The organism is uncultured Friedmanniella sp., from assembly GCF_964244005.1.
Lineage (GTDB): Bacteria > Actinomycetota > Actinomycetes > Propionibacteriales > Propionibacteriaceae > Microlunatus.
Genome location: NZ_CAXTHG010000019.1, coordinates 58,864 through 78,336, shown reverse-complemented (window position 1 = coordinate 78,336; position 19,473 = coordinate 58,864). Strand labels below are relative to the sequence as shown.

The following is a 19,473-nucleotide window of genomic DNA, read 5'->3' as shown; positions in this document are numbered from 1 at the left end:
GTCGGCCGCTACCGTCCCGAACACCCGAGGAGGCAGGTCGTGACTCTCGGCCGGATCCTGCGCGCCGTCGGGATCTCGGTGCTGGTGGCGTTGGCCGGACTGGTCCTCGTCGGCTTGGCGCCCTTCGCCCTGCGGGAGAAGTGGACCAGCGGATCCGTGGCCGATACCGCCGCCCCTCTCCTTGGCCAGGTCCAGGTCGCCACTGACGGCTTGCGCCGTCACGGCTATTCCTGCGCCGACGCGATCACGACGCCACACACGGTCACCAGGTCATGCAGCCACGTGCGGGGGGTCACCACCTCACAGGTGCAGCTGGTGGCGGCCGCCGAGACCGGGTTCATCCAGCTCGTCCGCACCACCATCGACCAGGGCCTGACGCGCGCCGAAACGCACCGCCAGGTGCTGAACGTCGTGGGGCAGGCACTCGGTCTGCCGGCCGTCGACCAAGCCCAGGTCGTCGCTGCGGCCGGCGCGGGTGAGGATGCGGTGCTCAACCTCACGTGGGGCACCGCCACCATCGGCACGGGCGACGCAGCGGACTCGACGCTCCGCGCCGCCGGTAGCCCCGGGCCAGGTCTGAAGCCATCACCAGCAACCCTCGCCCTTCCCGTCGACGCCTTGGCGGCCGCTGCCGAGGCGCACGGCTACACCTGCATGACGCCGCAGGTACAGACCATCCGCAGCTGCGGCCGTTCCGACGGCGGCTACGGCGACGACCTGTGGCTGCAAGGCGCCGACGCCTACACGACCTCGGTGCACCTCAGCGTCACCTCAACCCTGCACATCCGGACCCGCAGCCACTGGGTGCAGACGATGACGGAGACGCTCGGCTGGGTCGACACCCAACAGACCCGCGACCTGCAGGCGTGGCTGTCCGCGAGCGCCGACGCCCCCGGCGCCGACAGCTACGTCGACGGCCTCCGCGTCTCTTTCCTGGTCCGGCACGGCGAGTGGACCAAGGAGACCTTCGGCGGTATCAGCACCGAATGCGCCCCCACCGTCGACGACATCTCCGCCTGCGACCCCTGAGCGAGCCGCCGCCGGCTCCCTGACGCCCACGAGGCACCCTCTGCGCAACGAGGCGACGGAAGTAGTGGGTGCCTCGTCCCCTGAAGGGTGGCTCGTTGGCTCATGATCGTTGCGGGCCCGCAGCCCCGCCCCTGTGGGGTGCTGACGCCGTGGACCCGCAGCAACGTCGCCCGGGACATGGCGATCTGACCGACCGTGCCGCGTCACTAGGGGTTTGGCGTCGCCGCCATGTCGCCAGGTTCGGCGTCATTGGCGGCACCCTGGTGATCGCCCTCCTCGTCGAGCTGCTGATCCTGAACCAGCGCGCGGGCCGCGGCTGGTCGTGGGCACCCGTGATTCTGCTGGTTGTGCTGCCGGCTGTCCTGCTCCTGGTCACCGCCGCCGTCTCATGGAGGATCCAGAGCAAAGGCCGGTCCCGGGAACTGATGGAGACAGCCAGCCCGAGCCAGGTGCGTCAGGTCACCAAAGCGCTACGCCGCCACGAGATGCTGCCGGACGAGAGCCGGGCGGTCGCCCAGACGATCGTGAACCTGAACGCCGACCACAGAGGAGGGCGCGGCCGCTCCATCCTCCTCATCGTCGCCGGCGTGCTGTTCCTGGCCAACTTCTTCATCCAGACCGACCGCAGCCGGTGGTTCTACCTGGTCGGCGCCATCGCCTACGTCGCTCTGGCGCTGCAAGTCCGCCGGGGTAATCCCCGACTCCTCGCCAACGCGGCGGCCCAAGGCATTCATCCGACGAGCTCGAGTGGCGACGCGACGGCGCCGGTTCGTTGATCCTCAGTAGGCGGAGCTCCTTGACGAGCACGAGGCACCCTTTGCGCAACGCGGCGACGGAAGTAGTGGGTGCCTCGTGGCGCCAGGGATGCCTCCTGGCGTAGAGGCGCCTCGCCGGTTCGACCGGCCAGGACGTCGGCCAACCTCTTCCCTGTCGGCCTTTCGGGGCGTTGACTGGGAGTCCCCCTGGAACGAAGAAGACGCACAGCATGACGCAGCCGAACCGCACCCGCCCCGCGAGTGGCGGGAGCTCCTGACCCTACGGTCGAGGCAGCACCCTCGACCGTCGCGCACGATGGGCGACTCTCCTACTGCTCCGGCCGAGGCCCGCGGTCGGTCGTCGTCCGGTTCGCCGTCGCGGACGGGCAGGTACTCATCCGGCTCCCCGAGTACCACGAGGCTCTCGGGTACGCCGACGAGCGGTCGTGAGCCTGACCGCTCACGTGGGCAACGCCCACCTCTGCTCCACGGCGAAAGCCTCCACGGCCTCCAGCGTTCGCTTCAAGGTGGTGACCGACGTACGCCAGTCGCCTCGGTGGTGGAGTGCGTGATCCGCGCCCGACAGCTCCAGCACCTCAAGCGGCGTGGCTTTCGCCGCTGCGGGGTCCCAGAGCCCGTCGTCGGTGCCGCCGATCAAGAGCCCGGGCGCTGAGTAGGTGTTCAGGGCAGCCGCGACCGACTCATCTGTCAGCACCGGAGTCAGCCAAACGGCCGGATACCTGCGAACGGAGGCCCAACCCGCGGCATACGTCCCGAGGGACTTGCCCACGACGAGCGTGACCGGCGCCGGGCCGGCCGCGGCGTCGAGGACGTCCGCGCCCTCCTCGACGAAGGCTCGCGGGTCCGTCTCGGCTCGGTCGTCAGGCTGCCACCGCATGGTGACCACCCGGTACCCTGCCTGAGCCAACACCTGGCAGGACCAGAACAGCACCGGGTGGTCAACGGTGTAACCGCCGCCCGGCAGCACGAGGGCGCGTGCTGAAGCCGAGGAGTCGTTGGCGAACCACGGCGTCACCACGAACCGGTCCTGCGCCATCACGTGATGTGCCTGCCGTTCCTGATTCAGCCCCGGACGGTCAGCGAGTCAGCCGGCGGTGGGTGGCCCGGTGCGGACGAGCGGCTTCGGCGCCGAGCCGGGCGATCTTGTGGGACTCGTAGTCGGCGTAGTTGCCCTCGAACCAGAACCACTGGGCCTGGTCGTCGTCGTCGCCCTCCCAGGCCAGGATGTGGGTGGCGACCCGGTCCAGGAACCACCGGTCGTGGGAGATCACCACGGCGCAGCCCGGGAACTCCAGCAGGGCGTCCTCCATGGACTGCAGGGTTTCGACGTCCAGGTCGTTGGTCGGCTCGTCGAGCAGCAGCAGGTTGCCGCCCATCTTCAGCGTCAGGGCCAGGTTGAGGCGGTTCCGCTCCCCACCCGACAGCACGCCCGAGGGCTTCTGCTGGTCGGGGCCCTTGAAGCCGAACGACGCGACGTACGCCCGCGACGGCACCTCGAAGCTGCCGACCTTGACGTAGTCCAGGCCGTCAGAGACGAGCTCCCACACGTTCTTCTTCTCGTCCAGACCGGACCGGCTCTGGTCGACGTAGGAGTACTTGACCGTCTCGCCCAGCCGGAGGCTGCCGGAGTCGGGCGCCTCCTCCCCGACGATCATCTTGAACAGGGTCGACTTGCCGACACCGTTCGGCCCGACCACGCCGACGATGCCGGCGCGGGGCAGCGAAAAGCTGAGCCCCTCGAACAGCAGCCGGTCGCCGAAGCCCTTGACCAGCTTGTCCGCGTCCAGCACCGTGCTGCCCAGCCGCGGCCCGGCCGGGATGTTGATCTCCTCAAAGTCCAGCTTGCGGTTGCGGTCGGCCTCAGCAGCCATTTCCTCGTACCGCATCAGCCGGGCCTTGTTCTTGGCCTGTCGGGCCTTGGGGTTGGACCGCGCCCAGTCGAGCTCGCGTTCGAGGATCTTGGCCCGCTTGGCGTCCCGCTTGCCCTCGACCTGCAGGCGCGCCCGCTTGGAGTCGAGGTAGGTGGAGTAGTTGCCCTCGTACGGGTGGGTCTTGCCGCGGTCGATCTCGAGGATCCACTCGGCGACGTTGTCCAGGAAGTACCGGTCGTGCGTCACGGCCAGGACGGCGCCGGCGTACGCCTTGAGGTGGCCCTCCAGCCAGTGCACCGACTCGGCGTCGAGGTGGTTGGTGGGCTCGTCGAGCAGCAACAGGTCCGGCTGCTGCAGCAGCAGCTTGCACAGCGCGACCCGGCGCCGCTCTCCCCCAGAGAGCACGTCGACCAGCGCGTCCGGCGGCGGACAGCGCAGCGCGTCCATCGCCTGCTCGAGCTGGGAGTCGATGTCCCAGGCGTTGCGGTTGTCGAGCTCGGTCTGGACGTCGCCCATCTCAGCCATCAACGCGTCGAAGTCGGCGTCCGGCTCGCCCATGGCGACACCGAGCTCGTCCATCCGGCGCTGCAGCGTCTTGATGTCGGCGACGGCCTCCTCGACGTTCTCGAGCACCGTCTTGCCCTCGGTCAGTGGCGGCTCCTGCAGCAGGATGCCCACCGACGCGTCCTTGGCCAGGATGGTGTCGCCGTTGTTGGGGTTCTCCAGACCAGCCATCAGCTTGAGCAGCGTCGACTTGCCGGCGCCGTTCGGGCCGACGACGCCGATCTTGGCGCCCGGGTAGAAGGACAGGGTGATGTTGTCGAGGATGACCTTGTCACCGAGGGCCTTGCGGACGTTGTGCATCGAGTAGACGAACTCAGGCATGTTGAGCAGACCTTTGCTGAAGCGAGCGGGAGCGGGCCGGAAGAGGAGTCGGGTAGGCCCTGCAGCCGCCCAGTATGCCAGCGCCCGAGGCGCCTCTGGTCAGCCGAGGTGGACCGCACCCTCGTCGACGGTGAAGGTGCTGCGGTCGACCTTGATCAGGAACCACGCGACGGGCGCGGCGATGATCAGCCCGACGGCGCCGGCGATGAAGACCGAGGAGTAGCCGTCGACCAGAGCCTTCAGGCTGGGGCCGCTGGTCGCGATCGACGACGCGACCACGGAGGCGTAGATGGCGGTGAACACCGCGGTACCGATGGAGCCACCGATCTGCTGGGTGGCGGTGACGGCCGCGCTGGCCACCCCGGAGTCGCGTGGCTCGATGCCCAGCAGGGCGACATTCTGCAACGGCACGAAGACCAGGGCGAGACCAACCCCCAGCAACAGCTGGCCGGGCAGCACCTCGGCCGCGTACGAGCCGCCGACGCTGATCTGGCTCAGCCACAGCAGGCCCGCGGCGGCCACCAGCGGGCCGGCGGTCATCAGGACCCGCGGACCCACGGTGCCGAGCAGCCGGGAGACGAGCGGCGCGGTGACCACGATCGCGGCCGTCATCGGCAGCGACGCCAACCCGGCCTGCAACGGCGTCATGCCGAGCACGATCTGGAAGTGGAACGTCAGGTAGAGCAGGGCTCCGAGCAGCGCCGCGCCCACGAAGACCGAGACAAGGTACGCGCCGCCGCGGACCCGGTTGGTCAGCACGCGCAGCGGCAGCAGCGGGTGCGACACCTTGGCCTCGACGCGGACGAAGGCCGCGATCAGCAGCACCCCGACCGCCAGGAAGGTGATGGTGTCCCAGCTGCCCCAGCCGGACTCGGCGCGGGAGAAGCCGTAGACCAGCGACGCCAGCCCGACGGTGACCAGGACCGCGCCGGGGATGTCGTAGTGGGTGTCGCCGTCGGCCCTGCTCTCGCGGAGCAGCGGGATCGCGGCCAGGATGGCGACCGCAGCGATCGGCACGTTGACCAGCAGGCACCAGTGCCAGCTCAGGTACTCCGTCAGCACCCCGCCGAGCACCAGCCCAACGGCCGCCCCACCACCGCCGATGGTGCCGTAGACGGCGAAGGCGCGGACCCGGTCGCGGCCGGAGGGGAAGGTCACCGAGAGCACCGCGAGCGCGGCCGGGGCCAGCAGTGCGGCGAACGCGCCCTGGAAGCCGCGGGCCAGCAGCAGCATCGTGCCCGAGGTGGCCACCCCGCCGAGACCAGAGGCGATGGCGAAGCCGGCCATGCCGACGATGAACGAGCGCTTGCGCCCCCAGTAGTCGGCGATCCGGCCACCGAGCAGCAGCAGGGCGCCGAAGGCGAGTGCGTAGACGGTGACGACGGCGCCGCGCTGTCCGTCGGTCATGCCGAGGTCGGTCTGGGCCGCCGGGAGAGCGATGTTGACGATGGTCGCGTCCAGCACCACGGTCAGCTGGGCGAGGGCGACGACCATGAGGATCAGCCAGCGGCTCCGGGGCGCGACCTCCGTCGGAGCGGTGACGTCGGTCGTGACGTCAGGGCGTGGGGGTGCGGACATGATCTCTCATCTCTTCGAGCAGGCGGTGTTCTCACCCTAAGACGACCGAGGCGGGAATTCAAACGAACTAGTTCGGTTCGTCTAGGCTGCGGCTATGACCTCCGCCACGTTCAGCGTCGACGTCCGGAGCCGCATCCTGCAGGCGGCACGCACCGAGTTCGCCACCCACGGCCTGGCCGGCGCACGCATCGACCGCATCGCCCACGAGGCCAACGCCAGCAAGGAACGGCTCTACGCCCACTTCCGTGACAAGGCCACGCTCTTCCAGGCCGTCCTCGACCAGGACGCGGCCGACTTTCACGACGCCGTCCAGCTCGACCCGCGCCATGTCACGGACTTTGTCGGCGCCGCCTTCGACCACTCCGAGGCCCATCCCGAGCAGCTACGGATGCTCACCTGGGCCCGGCTGGAGCAGATCCCCTATCGGCTGCCGGACGGCGTCGCCACCCCGGACGCCAAGGTCGAGGCTCTCCGCGAAGCTCAGCGGCTCGGGACCGTCGACCCCCGCTGGCAGCCCGAGGACCTGCTCGAGCTGCTGTTCTCGATCGCGCACGCCTGGATCCAGACCCCGATCCCGCCGGAGCTGATCCAGACCAGCGTCGCCGACCACCGCCGCGCCGCGGTCGAGGCCGCACGCCGGCTCGTCGCTACCCCGGCGACCGACGTCAGCTAGGCCTCTCCTCGACCCAAGAAACGGGCTTGTGCTTTCGCTACTTAGCGCTACTGTGTACTAGTAACTAGCAACACTGAGTAATGGAAGCGGGTACCCGGGTGGTCAGACAGATGACCGAGCTGCTCAAGGGAACGCTGGAGGGCATCGTCCTTGCGCTGCTCCAAGGCCGGCCGGCCTACGGGTACGAGATCACGACGCTGCTCCGCGCCCGAGGCTTTTCCGAGATCGCGGAGGGCACCGTCTACGCGCTGCTCATCCGGATCGAGCAGAAGGGCCTCGTCGACGTCGAGAAGCGCCCGTCGGAGAAGGGACCGCCGCGAAAGGTGTACTCGCTCAACACCGCCGGCGCAGCAGAGCTAGAGGAGTTCTGGAAAACATGGAGCTTTTTGTCCGAGCAGCTCGACCAGCTGCGAGAGAAGGGGGTCTGACCGTGTGGATCAACCGGATGGTCGACGAAAAAAGGCGTTACCGGCAGTACAAGGCGCGGACCGGCCGGCTGCCCGCGAGCTATCGCACCGCGATCGAGGCGCTGGAGCGCTACCTGATGTACTTCGGGCCGGGAAAGGGCTCCGAGCTGCTGGTCATGCTGACGGACCTGGCCGAGCTCTTCGAGGAGAGCGCGGCGAACGGCACCCCCGTCCGCGCGATCGTCGGGGACGACCCGGTGGAGTTCGCCGAGGCGTTCCGCCGGAACTACCCGGTGGGTCAGTGGATCGTCCGGGAGCGGGACCGGCTCACTGCGGCGATCGACCGCAGCGCACGCGAGGAGCACCGCTCGTGACCAGCGCGACGACCGTGGCCGACCCGGGCCCGGCGATCCGGGTGCACGACCTGGCCAAGTCCTACGCCGAGCTGGCGGTCCTGCGCGGGGTCACCTTCGACGTGGCACCGGGCAGCATCTTCGCGCTGCTCGGCTCGAACGGAGCCGGCAAGACGACGGTGGTGAGGATCCTCTGCACGCTGCTCCTACCAGACGCCGGCACCGCCACCGTCGAGGGTTTCGACGTCACGTCGGAGCCTCGACGGGTGCGTGAGTCGATCAGCCTGACCGGCCAGTTCGCCGCGGTCGACGAGATCCTGTCCGGTCGGGAGAACCTGGTGCTGGTGGCCAAGCTGCGTCATCAGCGCGACCCGGGCCGGGTGGCGGACGACCTGCTCGCCCGCTTCCACCTCCTCGAGGCAGGCTCGCGCCGGGTGGCGACCTACTCCGGCGGGATGCGCCGCCGGCTGGACATCGCGATGAGCCTGATCGGAGCGCCGAGAGTGATCTTCCTCGACGAGCCGACCACCGGGCTCGACCCGGCCGCGCGGCTCGAGGTGTGGCAGATCATCCGGTCGCTCGCCGCCCAGGGCACCACGGTGCTGCTCACCACGCAGTACCTCGACGAGGCCGAACAGCTGGCCGACCGGATCGCCATCCTGCACGAGGGGCGCATCATCGCCAACGGCACGCTGGCCGAGCTGAAACAGCTGCTCCCGCCCGCGACAGTCGAGTACGTGGAGGTCCAGCCGACCCTGGAGGACATCTTTCTCGCCCTCGTCGGCGACGGTCAGCCCACGACGACACGGCAGGAACAGGCGTCATGAGCGTGCTGCTCGGCGACACCCCCGCCCTGCTCGGCCGCTCGCTGCGCCACATCGCGCGCAGCCCGGACACGATCATCACCACCGCGATCACGCCGGTCGCCATCCTGGCCATGTTCGTCTACGTGTTCGGCGGGGCCATCCGGACCCCGACCGACCACTACGTCGACTACCTGCTGCCGGGGGTCCTGCTGATCGCGATCGCGTCCGGCATCGCGTACACCGCGATCCGGTTGTTCACCGACCTGAAGAGCGGCATCTTCGAACGGTTCCACTCGATGCCGATCGCCCGGTCGTCGGTGCTCTGGGCGCACGTGCTGACCTCGCTGGTCGCCAACGCGATCTCGGTGGTGATCATCGTGCTGGTCGGTCTGGCGATGGGCTTCCGCTCCTCAGCCGGTCCGCTGGCCTGGCTCGCGGTGGCCGGGATCCTGGCGCTGTTCACCCTGGCGCTCACCTGGATCGCTGTCCTGGCTGGGCTGTCGGCGAAGTCGGTGGACGGCGCCAGCGGCTTCTCCTACCCGCTGATCTTCCTGCCGTTCATCAGCTCGGCGTTCGTGCCGACCGACACCATGCCGGGGCCGGTGCGGTTCTTCGCCGAGCACCAGCCCGTCACCTCGATCGTGAACACGATCCAGGCCCTGTTCGCCGGCCGACCGGTCGGCGACGACATCGGGGTCGCGCTCGCCTGGTGCTTGGGGATCCTCGTGCTCGGCTACGTCTCGGCGATGGTCGTCTACCGGCGACGGATCACCTGAACGACCAGGCCCAGTCAGGCGCCGCGGGCACGGTCGAGGGCGGCGCGGGCGTCGTCGTAGCGGCCGCGCTCGGTCCGCACCGGCTCGAGCACCAGCCGTTCGGTGACGGCCGCGATCGAACGACGCAGCGCGGTACGGGCCCGGACGGCGCGGCGACGGGCCCCCACCACGACCCCGATCCGCGCGACGGTCGCGACGAGCAACCCGGCCAGCACCCCGCCGAGGGTGAGCACGGTCGGGGCCGGCAGCCGCCACCAGAGCACGTCCGGCAGCGGCGGCAGCCGCAGGTAGGCCAGCACGAACGCCGACCCCAGCCAGACCAATCCGGCCACCACCGCCGCGACCAACACCCACTGCAGCACCTGGACACCCCGCCACCAGCGGCGGTGCCCGGAGAGGTCGAGGTCGGTGCCGGCCACCGCGCGGTCCAGAGCGTCGGGCAGCTCCGACTCCCCTGACCGGACGGCCCGGCGGACCGCGTCCGACCAGCCTCGGCTCATTCCGTCCGACGCCGTGTCGGCCAGGGTCCGCAGGGCACTGTCCACCCGGGCGCGCTGGACGCCGGTGGTGGCCGGCAAGGACGTCCGTCCGACACCGGACGGGTCGATCTCGCGCCGCCGACCCCCTGAGCCGAGCCGGTCCAGGTGCAGCCGGCGGAGCGGGTCGGGCTTGAACTTCGCCAGCCAGGCCAGCACGGGCCAGCCCGTCGCGAGGCCGCCCCGCAGCCGCCAGGCCTTGTCCACGGCGTCCACCACGACCGGGACGGCGGCGGCCTGGGCGAGCGAGGTGGTCATGGCGTCGACCGCCGAGGTCGGCAGCGGCGGCACGCGCTCGTCGCCGGACGCGGCCGCCAGCCCGGTCGCCGCGGCGGTCACGTCGGCGGCCAGCCGGACGGCGGCGGCCTTCTTCTCCGCCACCCGCCGGCCGAGCCGGCTGCGCAGCGCGGACAACCCCTCCCCCGTACGGGCGGAGACGCCGAGCACCTCGGCCGACCCGAGGCCTTCCGCGGCCAGCAGCCGGCGCAGGTCGCGCAGACACGAGTCGCGCTGCTCGGGGGTGAGGGTGTCGACCTGGTTGAGCACGACCATCATCACCTCGGCGTGCGAAGCCAGCGGCTTGAGGTAGCGGTCGTGCAGAGCGGCGTCGGCGTACTTCTGCGGGTCGACCACCCAGATCAGCATGTCCACCAGCTGCACGAGCCGGTCGACCTCCACCCGGTGGGCGGCCTCGGTCGAGTCGTGGTCGGGCAGGTCGAGCAGGACCAGGCCGTCCAGCCCGGTGGCGACGTCGGGCGCGGCCGACAGCGCGTGCCGGCGCGGGATCGCCAGCCAGTCCAGCAGCTCCTCGGCGGAGTCGTCGCCAAAGCTGCAGGCCAGCGCGGTGGAGGTGGTGGGACGCCGGACGCCGACCGTGGCCAGGTCGGTACCGGTCAGCGCGTTGAACGTGCTCGACTTGCCCGAGCCGGTCGCCCCGGCCAGCGCCACCACGGTCGCGGCTCCCGAGACGGCGAGCCGGCGGTCGGTCTGGGTGACCACCCGACGGGCCTCGGCGACGGCAGGCTCCGGCACCCGGCCCGAACAGAGCTCGGCGGCCTCGCTCAGCGCCCGGACCCGGCCGGTCAGGTGCGCGGTCTCGTCGCGGCGGTGCAGCAGCGCCAGACCTTTGCCCGCCATCAGCGCCGGCCCCCGGTCACCGCAGGTCCTGACGCGCGACCGGCTGTTCCACCAGCTCGGCGTCGACGATGTCGTCCGCGCCGGCCGCACCCGTCCCGACCGGCAGCTGCCGGACGACAGGGACCGCGAGAGCCGCGCGTTCGGGGGCTGCGGCCAGGGCCGGCTCCGGCTCGGCCACGGGCAGGCCCTGCTGCCGGGCCGTCACCAAGGCGGTGGCCGCGGCCCGGAGCCTTGCGCCGCCCGCCGGGTCGAGCTGCAGCCCGTCGAGCACGGCGTGGAAGCGCAACAGCTCCGCCGACATCAGGGCCTCGATCCGGGCGTCGAGCTCGGCCTTCGCGGTGTCGGCCAGCCGGCGTACGGCCTGGTCACCGAAGACCGCCTCGAGGACCCGCTGGGCCAGCACCGCCGTCCCGCCGGCGACGCCGACCTCGGCGCCGACCAGGCCGCCGGTGTGGGCGAAGACCACGATCATCAAGGCGACACCGATCCCGTTGACGCCGAAGGCGAGGAAGCGCGCCCGCGACCGCTTGCTCATCCCCTCGTCCGCGACCAGGTCGAGCACGGCCCCCTGCCAGTCACGGATCACTCGGTCGACGGCCCGGTCGAAGTCGGGCGAGGAACGCGACAGGTCGTCTCGGGTCCGACCGAGCAGGGTTCGGCCCGCGGCGTTCGCCTCCCACGAGGACTCGGCCCGTTCGGCGGCGGCGTCCGCCTCCGCCCGGATCAGCGACTCCAGACCCGACTCGACGGCGACCTTGAGGTTGTCGACCTCGGGCGGCTGACCCTTGATGGCCGAGACCAGCCGGTCCCGCAGCCAGCCCACCTTCTGCTCCAGCGCCCGGAAGAACTCACCGGTCCCCACGAACTCGTGCCAGCGGGCCAGCACCTCCCCGCGCAGCAGGGTGCCGTCCGCGGTCTGCACCTGCACGGTCCGGACGGCCTCGGCATAGCTGTGGTCGACCTCGGCCCGCAGCCGGTCGACCGCCTCGAGCTGGTCGTCGAGGGCGGCGGCGAGCCGCGGCGTCCGGCTGGCCAGGGCGGCGATCGCGCCGTCCAGGGTCCGGTGGACGACCGCCGTCCGGCTGGTCTTGTCGGCCGCGAGCGTGGCGAGCCAGCTCCGGATCGGCTGGACGGCGGCGACCGGCAGCAGCCCGTCGGCGTCCACAACGGTCTCCGGGACGGCGAAGAGCGGCGAGCCGCCCAGCCCCCGTTCGCTCATCATCTGGCCGAGGTGCGGCGGCACGTCGGCCATCGCCCGCGGCGGCACCCGGTCGAGCACGACCGCGACGGCGGCGCTGCGTTCGGCCGCCGACAGCAGGAAGTCCCAGGGCACCTGGTCGGCGTAGCGGGCGGCCGAGGTGACGAACAGCCACAGGTCGGCGGCTGCGAGCAGCTGCGCGGCGAGCGCTCGGTTCTCACTCACCACGGAGTCGATGTCGGGCGCGTCCAGCAGGGCCAGGCCGGGCGGGATGGTGTCGTCGGTGACCAGCTGCAACGACTGCGCGTCGTTGCGGGCACCGGTCGAGCGCGCGAGCCCGGGCAGGATGCGGTCGTCGGCAAACCACGGGGCGTCGCTGCTGTGGTGCACCAGGACAGGCGCCCGGGTGGTGGGCCGGATCACGCCGGGCGTGGAGACCCGGCGGCCGACGAGGGAGTTGACGAGGGTGGACTTGCCGGCGCCGGTCGAGCCGCCGACCACCGCGAGCAGGGGCGCATCGATCGTCGCCAGCCGCGGCAGCACGTAGTCGTCGAGCTGGCGGGTGATCTCGGTGACGGCCCTGGTGGAGTCCGCACCCTCGGCCAGCGGGAGCGGGAAGGTGACCGGGGCGACGGCCGCCCGCAGCTCCTGCAGGGCGAGCTCCAGCGGCGAGAGCTCCCTGGCGGGCATCGGTGGTCCTTCCCTGCTTACTCCGCTGATCTCACTGCTCTGCTGTCGTTCACTGCTCTGGGGGTGGCTTCCAGGTCGGGTCGACCTCGGAGTACTGGGTAGCAGTCTGCCCCAACGGTGCCGTGGCGGCGGCCGGGACACCAGGAGGCGGCAACGGAGCCGGATAGTTGCCGCCGATCCCGGCCGGACCGGGATAGCTGGCCGGGGCGTACGCCGGCGTCCGTGCCGCGGTGGCGTTGCGCCGCCGCAGCTCCGGATAGGCCGCCCGGCCGACGGGCTGGGTGATCGCCACGCCGCGCAGGTTGCGGATCCGCGCCAGCAACAGCTTTTCCCGCTGCAGCCCGGTGTCGTCGACGAGTCCACGCACCATCGCGTCGCGCAGGTACGCCAGCTCGGTCACCGCTCGTTGCATTCCCACGGTGGCCAGCAGCGCCTGCGGGCCGAGGAAGAGGGCGTGCCAGACGGCGCGGGTCCGGGTCCGCAGCCGGGACAGGGCTGCCGGGTCGTCGTCGGGCAGCCAGCCGACCCGGACGTAGTCGGTCAGCCGCTCGCGGATCAGCCGGCCCTCGCGGAACAGCTGGCGGACGATGAACAGCACCAGGCCGATGACCACCGGCAGCGCGACGCCGAGGTAGATGTAGAGCAGCTGGCGGCCCTGGACCAGCGAAGCGGTCGTGTTGAACGCCATGTGCAGAAAAGCCGCGGCGCAGTAGCCGGCCAGTGGAGCCACGACCCGGACGATCTTGCTTCGGCTGCGCAACGCGACGGCGAGGCCGATGCCGGTCATCGAGGTGAAGAGCGGGTGGCCGAAGAAGGTGAGCAGGCCGCGCAGCTGGAAGGTCTGCTGCAGCGCCTCCAGCGGAGGCACCTGGCCGAAGGTGCGCGCGGCGTACCGGTAGGCGCGGCCGTAGTAGAGGATGTTCTCGACGAAGGCGAAAGCCGCTCCGGACAGGCCGGCCAGCACGATCCCGCTCAGCCGGCTGACCCACTGGTAGCGCATCAGGATGGCGAGCCAGAAGAGGACCGTGGCCTTGGCGGCCTCCTCCACGAACGGGGCGACGTAGATCGCGGCGCGCGCGCTGGTGGCCGGGTCGCCGTCCCCGATCACGCTCAGGTGCGACGCGGCCCAGGTGTTGACCTGGGCCGAGACGAAGGTTGCGACACAGGCGCCCCAACCGAAGGTCATCAGCCAGACCCAGAAGCGTTGCGGCCGGAACCGGTCGGCCCACAGGAAGAGCAGCGACAGCGGGATAGCGGTCACGGCCGCGTACTTGGCCGCGATCGGTACGGCCTCTGTCCCGAGGCCGGGGACGATGCCGCCGGGCACCTCCTGGTCGGGCACGACTTGGCGGTAGAGCAGCAGCAGACAGGCGACGTAGCCGAGCAGCATGATCAGGGTGAGCCAGCTGAGCCGGCTCTTCAGCAGCCGCTTGGGCAGCGGAACGTCTGAGTCGGGCTCGCGCGGCAGACCGTTGCGCAACTGGGCCCGCTGTCCCGGGTCGGCCTTCCGCCGGGAGGAGGCGACAGGGGCAGCCACGGACATGCGGCCCAGGGTACCTGCGGGCCTAGGAGGGTGGTGTCAAACGGCGGCCGTAGCGAGCAGGTGCCCGGGTGCGTGCCGGGCAAGGCGCCGGAGGAGTCGGATAGCGGTGTTCTCTCCGCGACGACGGCAACGAAGCCCGGTGCGTGCCCGGGTGCCGCGCAGTAGGTCGGCGTTTGACACCACCCTCCTCCGGGCCTACTTGGCGAAGCGGGTGAGGAAGGGCTCGACCACGGTCAGCACCTCACCCGGCCGCTCCTCGTGCATCTCGTGCGGCAGGTCGAGGGACTCGAACCGCCCGTGCGACAGCCGGTTCGCGAGGTCTCGCAGCCGTGACTGCGGCAGATAGCTCTGCTCGCCGCCCAGCACGAGGGTGTCGACCCCGATGGCGTCGGCGTAGTCCCACCAGCCGGGGTGGTCGACGTTGCGCCAGCGGTGCACCGCGATCACCGCCCGCCAGTCATGGTCGGCCGTGGGGTCGGGCTGCCGGGGGATGGGCCGCATCGGCACCGCGGCGTCCGGGGGCGGCATCTCCTCCAGCACCAGCCGGCGGACCAGGTCCGGCTCGGTGGCGGCGAGCAGGTAGGCCGTCAGCGCCCCCATCGAATGCCCGTACGGGATGGCCGCGAGGATCCCGAGCGACTTCATCAGGCCCACGACGTCGTCGCGCAGCGCCTCGAAGGAGTAGTCGGGCATCCAGTCACTCCCACCGTGCCCGCGCGCGTCCGGGGCGATGCAGCGGAAGTGTCGACCGAGCACGGGGGCGAGGTGGCGCCAGCCGGCACTCGAGCTGCCCAGGCCGTGCAGCAGCAGGACGACGGCGCCGTCGGGTCGGCCCCACTCCCGATAGCTCAGCGTGGGCCCACCGGGAAGCGTGACGGTCGCCATGGCTGCACAGTAGCGGCCCCGTCCCCAGCGTCGGCCACACCGTCCAGCGAGGCGTGCAGGACGTGCCGCCCGAGCCCCTGCCGCCGCGTCTGGTCTCCGCTCGTGCTTGCTCGGTGGGTCCACCGTCAAAGGAGACCGAATTGGTTACTGGTTCCGTGGTTTTTTGAACGAAAAGGCTATTCTATGCACACAGGGTGGACCATTCTTCGCTTGGATGAACGCGTTTCACATGGTATTTTTCCACCCGAGAATTACCACCTTTGAGGAGCCCTACCCCGTGAATATCGGCACATCGCACCTGAGCTCAGCTGCTGCAGAGACGCCGATCGAGGGGCAGCGGAGCGAGGCTGCGCGGGTGCAGGCCCGGATGCGGCTGCTGGTGGCCGCCACCCAGGCCGTCGCCGGAGAGTTCGACCTGACCGGGCTGTACCGGCGGATCGCTCGGTCGGCTCGCGAGCTGGTGGACGCCAACCACGTAGCCCTGTGCGTGATGACCGCCAGCGGGGTCGTCACCCAGCTCGTCCAGCTGGAGGCCGGTGACATCAACCCGATCATCATGCCGGTGCGGGCCGGTGAGCTCGACGGACTGTCCGACCTCGTGCCCCGGCTCACCCCCGGCGCGGTGGCGCGTTTCACCGCGGCGGACCTCCGAGCTCCCCTGCCAGGCCTCTGGGCCGAGGGGATGATGGCGGTCCCGGTGCTCTACCGGGGCCGGACGCTGGCGGTCCTGATGCTCAGTCCCGCGCTCTCCCAAGGTCACCAGGCCGCCGACGACGACGCGCTGCTCACCCTGGCGACCACGGCAGGGATCGCACTCGAGAGCGCCCAGCTCTTCGACGAAGCCAAGCGACGCCAGGAGTACGGCCGGCGGGCTTCGGAGATCAGCAACCGGATCCTTTCCGTCGCCGACGACCGCGAGGCTCGACACATCATCACCACGGCGGTCCAGCGGCTGGCCCAGGCCGACCTGGTGGTCTGGTGGCACGCGTCCCCCGAGGATCCCGAAGCGGTCAAGGTCGTCGCCGCCGCCGGACCGGGCAGCGAGACGTTCAGCGGCGAGGAGATCTTTCCGCTCCGTACCTTCGACCGGACCACCACCCGCGGCCTGCTGGGTCTGTCCGCCACCGCCGACCGGTCATCCGCGAGCCCGTTCGCCACGATGCTGAAGAACAACGAGATCGACAGCCTGATGCTGCTGCCCGTCGGCGGGGAGCACGGGGTCCGCGGCTGGCTGATGTGTGGACGCCGAGCGATCGGGATCGCCTTTTCCGAGCTCGACCTCGACCTCGCTGACATCTTCATCCAGCAGATGAGCATCGCGCTCAACCTGACCGCCGTGCAGACCCTGAGCGAGCGGATGCGGATCCTCGAGGATCGCGAACGCATCGCCCGTGACCTGCACGACCACGTGATCCAGAGCCTGTTCGCGGTGGGCCTGAAGATCAGGAACGCCAACGACCCCACCACCTCGGCAGAGAACCAGGTCCGGCTCGGCGAGGCCGTCAGCGAGATCGACGACTCGATCCGTCAGCTGCGCAGCACGATCTTCCAGCTGAACATCGATCCCTCCGCGACCGTCGAAGACTTCTCCGTGGCCGTCGGGCTGCTCATCACGGCCCTCACCCCGGGCCTCGGGTTTGACCCCCACATCACGTTCGAGGGTCCGCTCGACACGGTGATCACGCCTCTGCTCCGGGCCGAGATCGTCGCTGTCCTGCGCGAGGCCGTCACCAACACCGCCCGGTACGCCCACGCCGACCACCTCACCGTCACCCTCGTCACCGACCGCAGAACCCTCACCCTCACCGTCATCGACGACGGGGTGGGGATCGGCACCGCGACCCGGCGCAGCGGCCTCGACAATCTCCGGATGCGGGCCGAGCTGCTCGGCGGCGAGCTCGACCTCGACGTGCCCGAGGGCGGCGGGACCGCGTTGCGCTGGTCCATCCCGCTCGACCCTGGCAGCTCCTCCACCGAACGGCCCACCAGCCGCCGCGAGGACTGACCGGCTGCGTTGGTGGCCAATTGTCCAGACCAGTGGCGCCCCCGGTAGGAATCGAACCTACGACCGACAGATGAGAACGGCTGCTGGGCTACCTGGCCTGACCAGTGGCGCCCCCGGTAGGAATCGAACCTACGACCGACAGATTAGAAGGCTGCTGCTCTATCCTCTGAGCTACGGGGGCTCGTGCGGTCGGATTCTATCCGCTTCGGCTGCGCCGGCCGGGACTCTGAGGTCCTGCTGCAGCCGCTTAGATTTCGTGCGTGACCGGCCCCCCCGCATCTGCTGGGCAGCCCCCGTCCGACCGGGTCTCCTGGCGCTCGCTGATCATCCCGGCGTACGGACCCACGATCCTCGTCTCGATCGGTCAGGGCGCGATCCTGCCGCTGGTGGCCCTCTCCGCTCGCAGTCTGGGGGCCAGCGTGACCGTGGCCGCCCTGGTGGTCGCGCTGACGGGGATCGGTCAGCTGATCGGCGACCTGCCTGCCGGTGCGCTGGCGGCACGGATCGGCGAACAACGCGCCCTGGTGGCCGCCTGCGTGCTGGACGCGACGGCGCTGCTCGGCGCCTTCCTGGCCCAGTCGCTGGTGCTGCTGGCCCTCGCGGTGCTGGTCACCGGGCTGGCGGGAGCCGTCTTCAGCCTGGCTCGGCAGGCCTACCTCACCGAGACCGTCCCGATCCGGATGCGAGCCCGCGCGTTGTCGACGCTCGGCGGCACCTTCCGGATCGGACTGTTCATCGGTCCGTTCGCCGGCGCGGCCATCGTCTCGACGTGGGCGATCGGGGCCGCGTACGGGTTCGCGGCGTTGATGAGCCTCTCGGCGGCGACCCTCACCGCCTTTCTCCCCGACGTCACCCGCCAGACCCGGGCGGCCTCGGCCGCAGCCGGGGAGGGGCCACGTACGGTGCGGGCGGTCCTGAGCGAGCACCGTCGGGTGCTGCTGACGCTGGGGCTGGGGGTGCTGGTGATCTCGGCGGCACGGTCCACCCGACAGTCGATCATCCCGCTGTGGGCCGAGGCGCAGGGGCTGGACGCCGCCACCACCAGCATCATCTACGGGGTGTCCGCGGGGGTCGACATGCTGCTGTTCTATCCCGGTGGCGCGATCATGGACCGCTTCGGCCGGGTCTACGTGGCCGTCCCGTCGATGCTCGTGCTCGGGCTCGGCTTCCTGCTGCTGCCGCTTAGCCACGGCGCCACCAGCATCGCGCTGGTCGCCTGCCTGATGGGACTGGGCAACGGGATCAGCGCCGGCATCGTGATGACCCTGGGTGCGGACGCGTCCCCGGCGGTCGGCCGGACGCAGTTCCTCGGCGGCTGGCGGCTGGCCGCCGACTGCGGCAACGCGGGCGGACCGCTGGTGATCAGCGCCGTCAGCCTGGTGGCCCCGCTCGCCGTCGCCGCTGCGGTGATGGGCCTGCTCACCTGGGCCGGCTGCGCCTGGCTGGCGCGCTGGGTGCCGGTGTACGCCGTCGGCCGGGGCCGCCGGACCGTAAGGTGAGGGGCGTGCGCGACGTGCTGGTGTGGGCCGACTGTGAGATGACCGGTCTTGACCTGGTCAACGACGCCCTGATCGAGGTGGCGGCCCTGGTGACCGACGGGCAGCTGAACGTCCTCGGCGACGGGATCGACCTGATCATCAAGCCGACGGCGCAGGCCCTGGACCAGATGGGCGACTTCGTGCGCACGATGCACTCCTCGTCCGGGCTGCTGACTGAGCTCGACGCCGGACTCACCATGGTCGAGGCCGAGGAGCAGGTGCTCGCCTACGTCCGCACCTTCGTCCCCGAGCCGCGCAAGGCCCCGTTGGCGGGCAACACCATCGGCACCGACCGTGCCTTCCTCGCCCGTGACATGCCGGCCTTCGAGAGCCACGTGCACTACCGCAACGTCGACGTGTCGAGCGTCAAGGAGCTGGCCCGGCGCTGGTTCCCCCGCGCCTACTACTCCGCGCCCGCCAAGTCGGGCAACCACCGCGCGCTCGCCGACGTGCGCGAGTCGATCGAGGAGCTGCGCTACTACCGGGACGCGGTCTTCGTCCCGCTGCCGGGCCCGGACAGCGCGACCGCCAAGGCCATCGCCAGCCGGCACGTCGGCGCACTCACCGGCGCGACCGCCGCGGAGACCGTTCCCGGTAACTGATTTCGGCTCCACCGTGAGTGCCCGTTAGACTCGTCGCTGCCCCTGCGCCCGCCGCAGGAGCGATGGTGGGTGTAGCTCAGTTTGGTAGAGCTCCTGGTTGTGGTCCAGGCGGCCGCGGGTTCGAGTCCCGTCACTCACCCCACTGGCGTGCTGCAGTTCTTGTGTTGAGAAACCCCTCGTAGTCG

The 19,473-nt window shown here is 70.7% G+C and carries 17 protein-coding genes and 2 tRNA genes; 11 read left to right on the top strand and 8 right to left on the bottom strand.

The features are described 5' to 3' along the window. The first annotated feature begins 39 nt into the window (after nt 1–39). Entirely contained in the window at nt 40–1,029 is a 990-nt protein-coding gene (locus ACFE76_RS13280) for a hypothetical protein (protein WP_375432236.1), read from the top strand. 149 nt (nt 1,030–1,178) lie between these two features. Further along, nucleotides 1,179–1,805, top strand: coding sequence for a hypothetical protein (locus tag ACFE76_RS13275; protein WP_375432235.1), 627 nt, complete (start codon nt 1,179–1,181; stop codon nt 1,803–1,805). A gap of 439 nt (nt 1,806–2,244) precedes the next feature. Here ACFE76_RS13275 and ACFE76_RS13270 read toward each other — a convergent pair whose 3' ends face one another. The 3 genes from ACFE76_RS13270 to ACFE76_RS13260 form a co-directional block, all read right to left on the bottom strand. Next, nucleotides 2,245–2,841: a hypothetical protein gene (locus tag ACFE76_RS13270; protein ID WP_375432234.1), complete on the bottom strand. Its 597-nt coding sequence runs from the start codon at nt 2,839–2,841 to the stop codon at nt 2,245–2,247. A gap of 40 nt (nt 2,842–2,881) precedes the next feature. Beyond that, the gene (gene ettA, locus ACFE76_RS13265; RefSeq protein ID WP_375432233.1) at nt 2,882–4,561 is read right to left on the bottom strand and encodes an energy-dependent translational throttle protein EttA; all 1,680 of its coding nucleotides are present in this window, start codon (nt 4,559–4,561) and stop codon (nt 2,882–2,884) included. Between the two features lie 99 nt (nt 4,562–4,660). After that, entirely contained in the window at nt 4,661–6,139 is a 1,479-nt protein-coding gene (locus tag ACFE76_RS13260; RefSeq protein WP_375432232.1) for an MFS transporter, read from the bottom strand. Between the two features lie 94 nt (nt 6,140–6,233). Between ACFE76_RS13260 and ACFE76_RS13255 the strand changes: the two genes are divergently transcribed. From ACFE76_RS13255 to ACFE76_RS13235, 5 genes are all read left to right on the top strand, one after another. Next, complete coding sequence (locus tag ACFE76_RS13255; protein ID WP_375432231.1) at nt 6,234–6,812, top strand: TetR family transcriptional regulator; 579 nt, start codon at nt 6,234–6,236, stop codon at nt 6,810–6,812. 110 nt (nt 6,813–6,922) lie between these two features. After that, the gene (locus ACFE76_RS13250) at nt 6,923–7,240 is read left to right on the top strand and encodes a PadR family transcriptional regulator (protein ID WP_375432230.1); all 318 of its coding nucleotides are present in this window, start codon (nt 6,923–6,925) and stop codon (nt 7,238–7,240) included. A gap of 2 nt (nt 7,241–7,242) precedes the next feature. After that, complete coding sequence (locus tag ACFE76_RS13245) at nt 7,243–7,593, top strand: DUF1048 domain-containing protein (protein WP_375432229.1); 351 nt, start codon at nt 7,243–7,245, stop codon at nt 7,591–7,593. After that, nucleotides 7,590–8,399 carry an ABC transporter ATP-binding protein gene (locus tag ACFE76_RS13240; protein ID WP_375432228.1) on the top strand — a complete coding sequence of 270 codons (810 nt, stop codon included), beginning with the start codon at nt 7,590–7,592 and terminating at the stop codon, nt 8,397–8,399. Before ACFE76_RS13245 ends, ACFE76_RS13240 begins: the two co-directional genes overlap by 4 nt. Continuing rightward, entirely contained in the window at nt 8,396–9,154 is a 759-nt protein-coding gene (locus ACFE76_RS13235; protein ID WP_375432227.1) for an ABC transporter permease, read from the top strand. Before ACFE76_RS13240 ends, ACFE76_RS13235 begins: the two co-directional genes overlap by 4 nt. 14 nt (nt 9,155–9,168) lie before the next feature. Here ACFE76_RS13235 and ACFE76_RS13230 read toward each other — a convergent pair whose 3' ends face one another. The 4 genes from ACFE76_RS13230 to ACFE76_RS13215 form a co-directional block, all read right to left on the bottom strand. Then, nucleotides 9,169–10,827, bottom strand: a complete 1,659-nt coding sequence (locus ACFE76_RS13230; RefSeq protein ID WP_375432226.1) for a GTPase — start codon at nt 10,825–10,827, stop codon at nt 9,169–9,171. Between the two features lie 16 nt (nt 10,828–10,843). After that, complete coding sequence (locus ACFE76_RS13225) at nt 10,844–12,715, bottom strand: dynamin family protein (RefSeq protein WP_375432225.1); 1,872 nt, start codon at nt 12,713–12,715, stop codon at nt 10,844–10,846. A gap of 49 nt (nt 12,716–12,764) precedes the next feature. Then, entirely contained in the window at nt 12,765–14,258 is a 1,494-nt protein-coding gene (locus tag ACFE76_RS13220) for a PrsW family intramembrane metalloprotease (protein WP_375432224.1), read from the bottom strand. Nucleotides 14,259–14,453: 195 nt separating this feature from the next. Continuing rightward, nucleotides 14,454–15,143, bottom strand: a complete 690-nt coding sequence (locus tag ACFE76_RS13215; protein ID WP_375432223.1) for an alpha/beta fold hydrolase — start codon at nt 15,141–15,143, stop codon at nt 14,454–14,456. Between the two features lie 277 nt (nt 15,144–15,420). On the opposite strand from ACFE76_RS13215, the gene ACFE76_RS13210 reads away from it, so the two are divergent. Then, nucleotides 15,421–17,148, top strand: a complete 1,728-nt coding sequence (locus ACFE76_RS13210; protein WP_375432222.1) for a GAF domain-containing sensor histidine kinase — start codon at nt 15,421–15,423, stop codon at nt 17,146–17,148. A 105-nt stretch (nt 17,149–17,253) separates the two neighbouring features. On the opposite strand, the gene ACFE76_RS13205 is transcribed toward ACFE76_RS13210, so the two are convergent. Beyond that, a tRNA-Arg gene (locus ACFE76_RS13205) sits at nt 17,254–17,329 on the bottom strand. 79 nt (nt 17,330–17,408) lie between these two features. Here ACFE76_RS13205 and ACFE76_RS13200 point away from each other — a divergent pair. From ACFE76_RS13200 to ACFE76_RS13190, 3 genes are all read left to right on the top strand, one after another. After that, nucleotides 17,409–18,647 carry an MFS transporter gene (locus ACFE76_RS13200; RefSeq protein WP_375432221.1) on the top strand — a complete coding sequence of 413 codons (1,239 nt, stop codon included), beginning with the start codon at nt 17,409–17,411 and terminating at the stop codon, nt 18,645–18,647. A 5-nt stretch (nt 18,648–18,652) separates the two neighbouring features. Next, on the top strand, nt 18,653–19,288 hold the full coding sequence (gene orn, locus ACFE76_RS13195; RefSeq protein WP_375432220.1) for an oligoribonuclease: 636 nt from the start codon (nt 18,653–18,655) through the stop codon (nt 19,286–19,288). A 65-nt stretch (nt 19,289–19,353) separates the two neighbouring features. After that, nucleotides 19,354–19,430 (top strand) — tRNA-His (locus ACFE76_RS13190). The last annotated feature ends 43 nt before the right edge of the window (nt 19,431–19,473 follow it).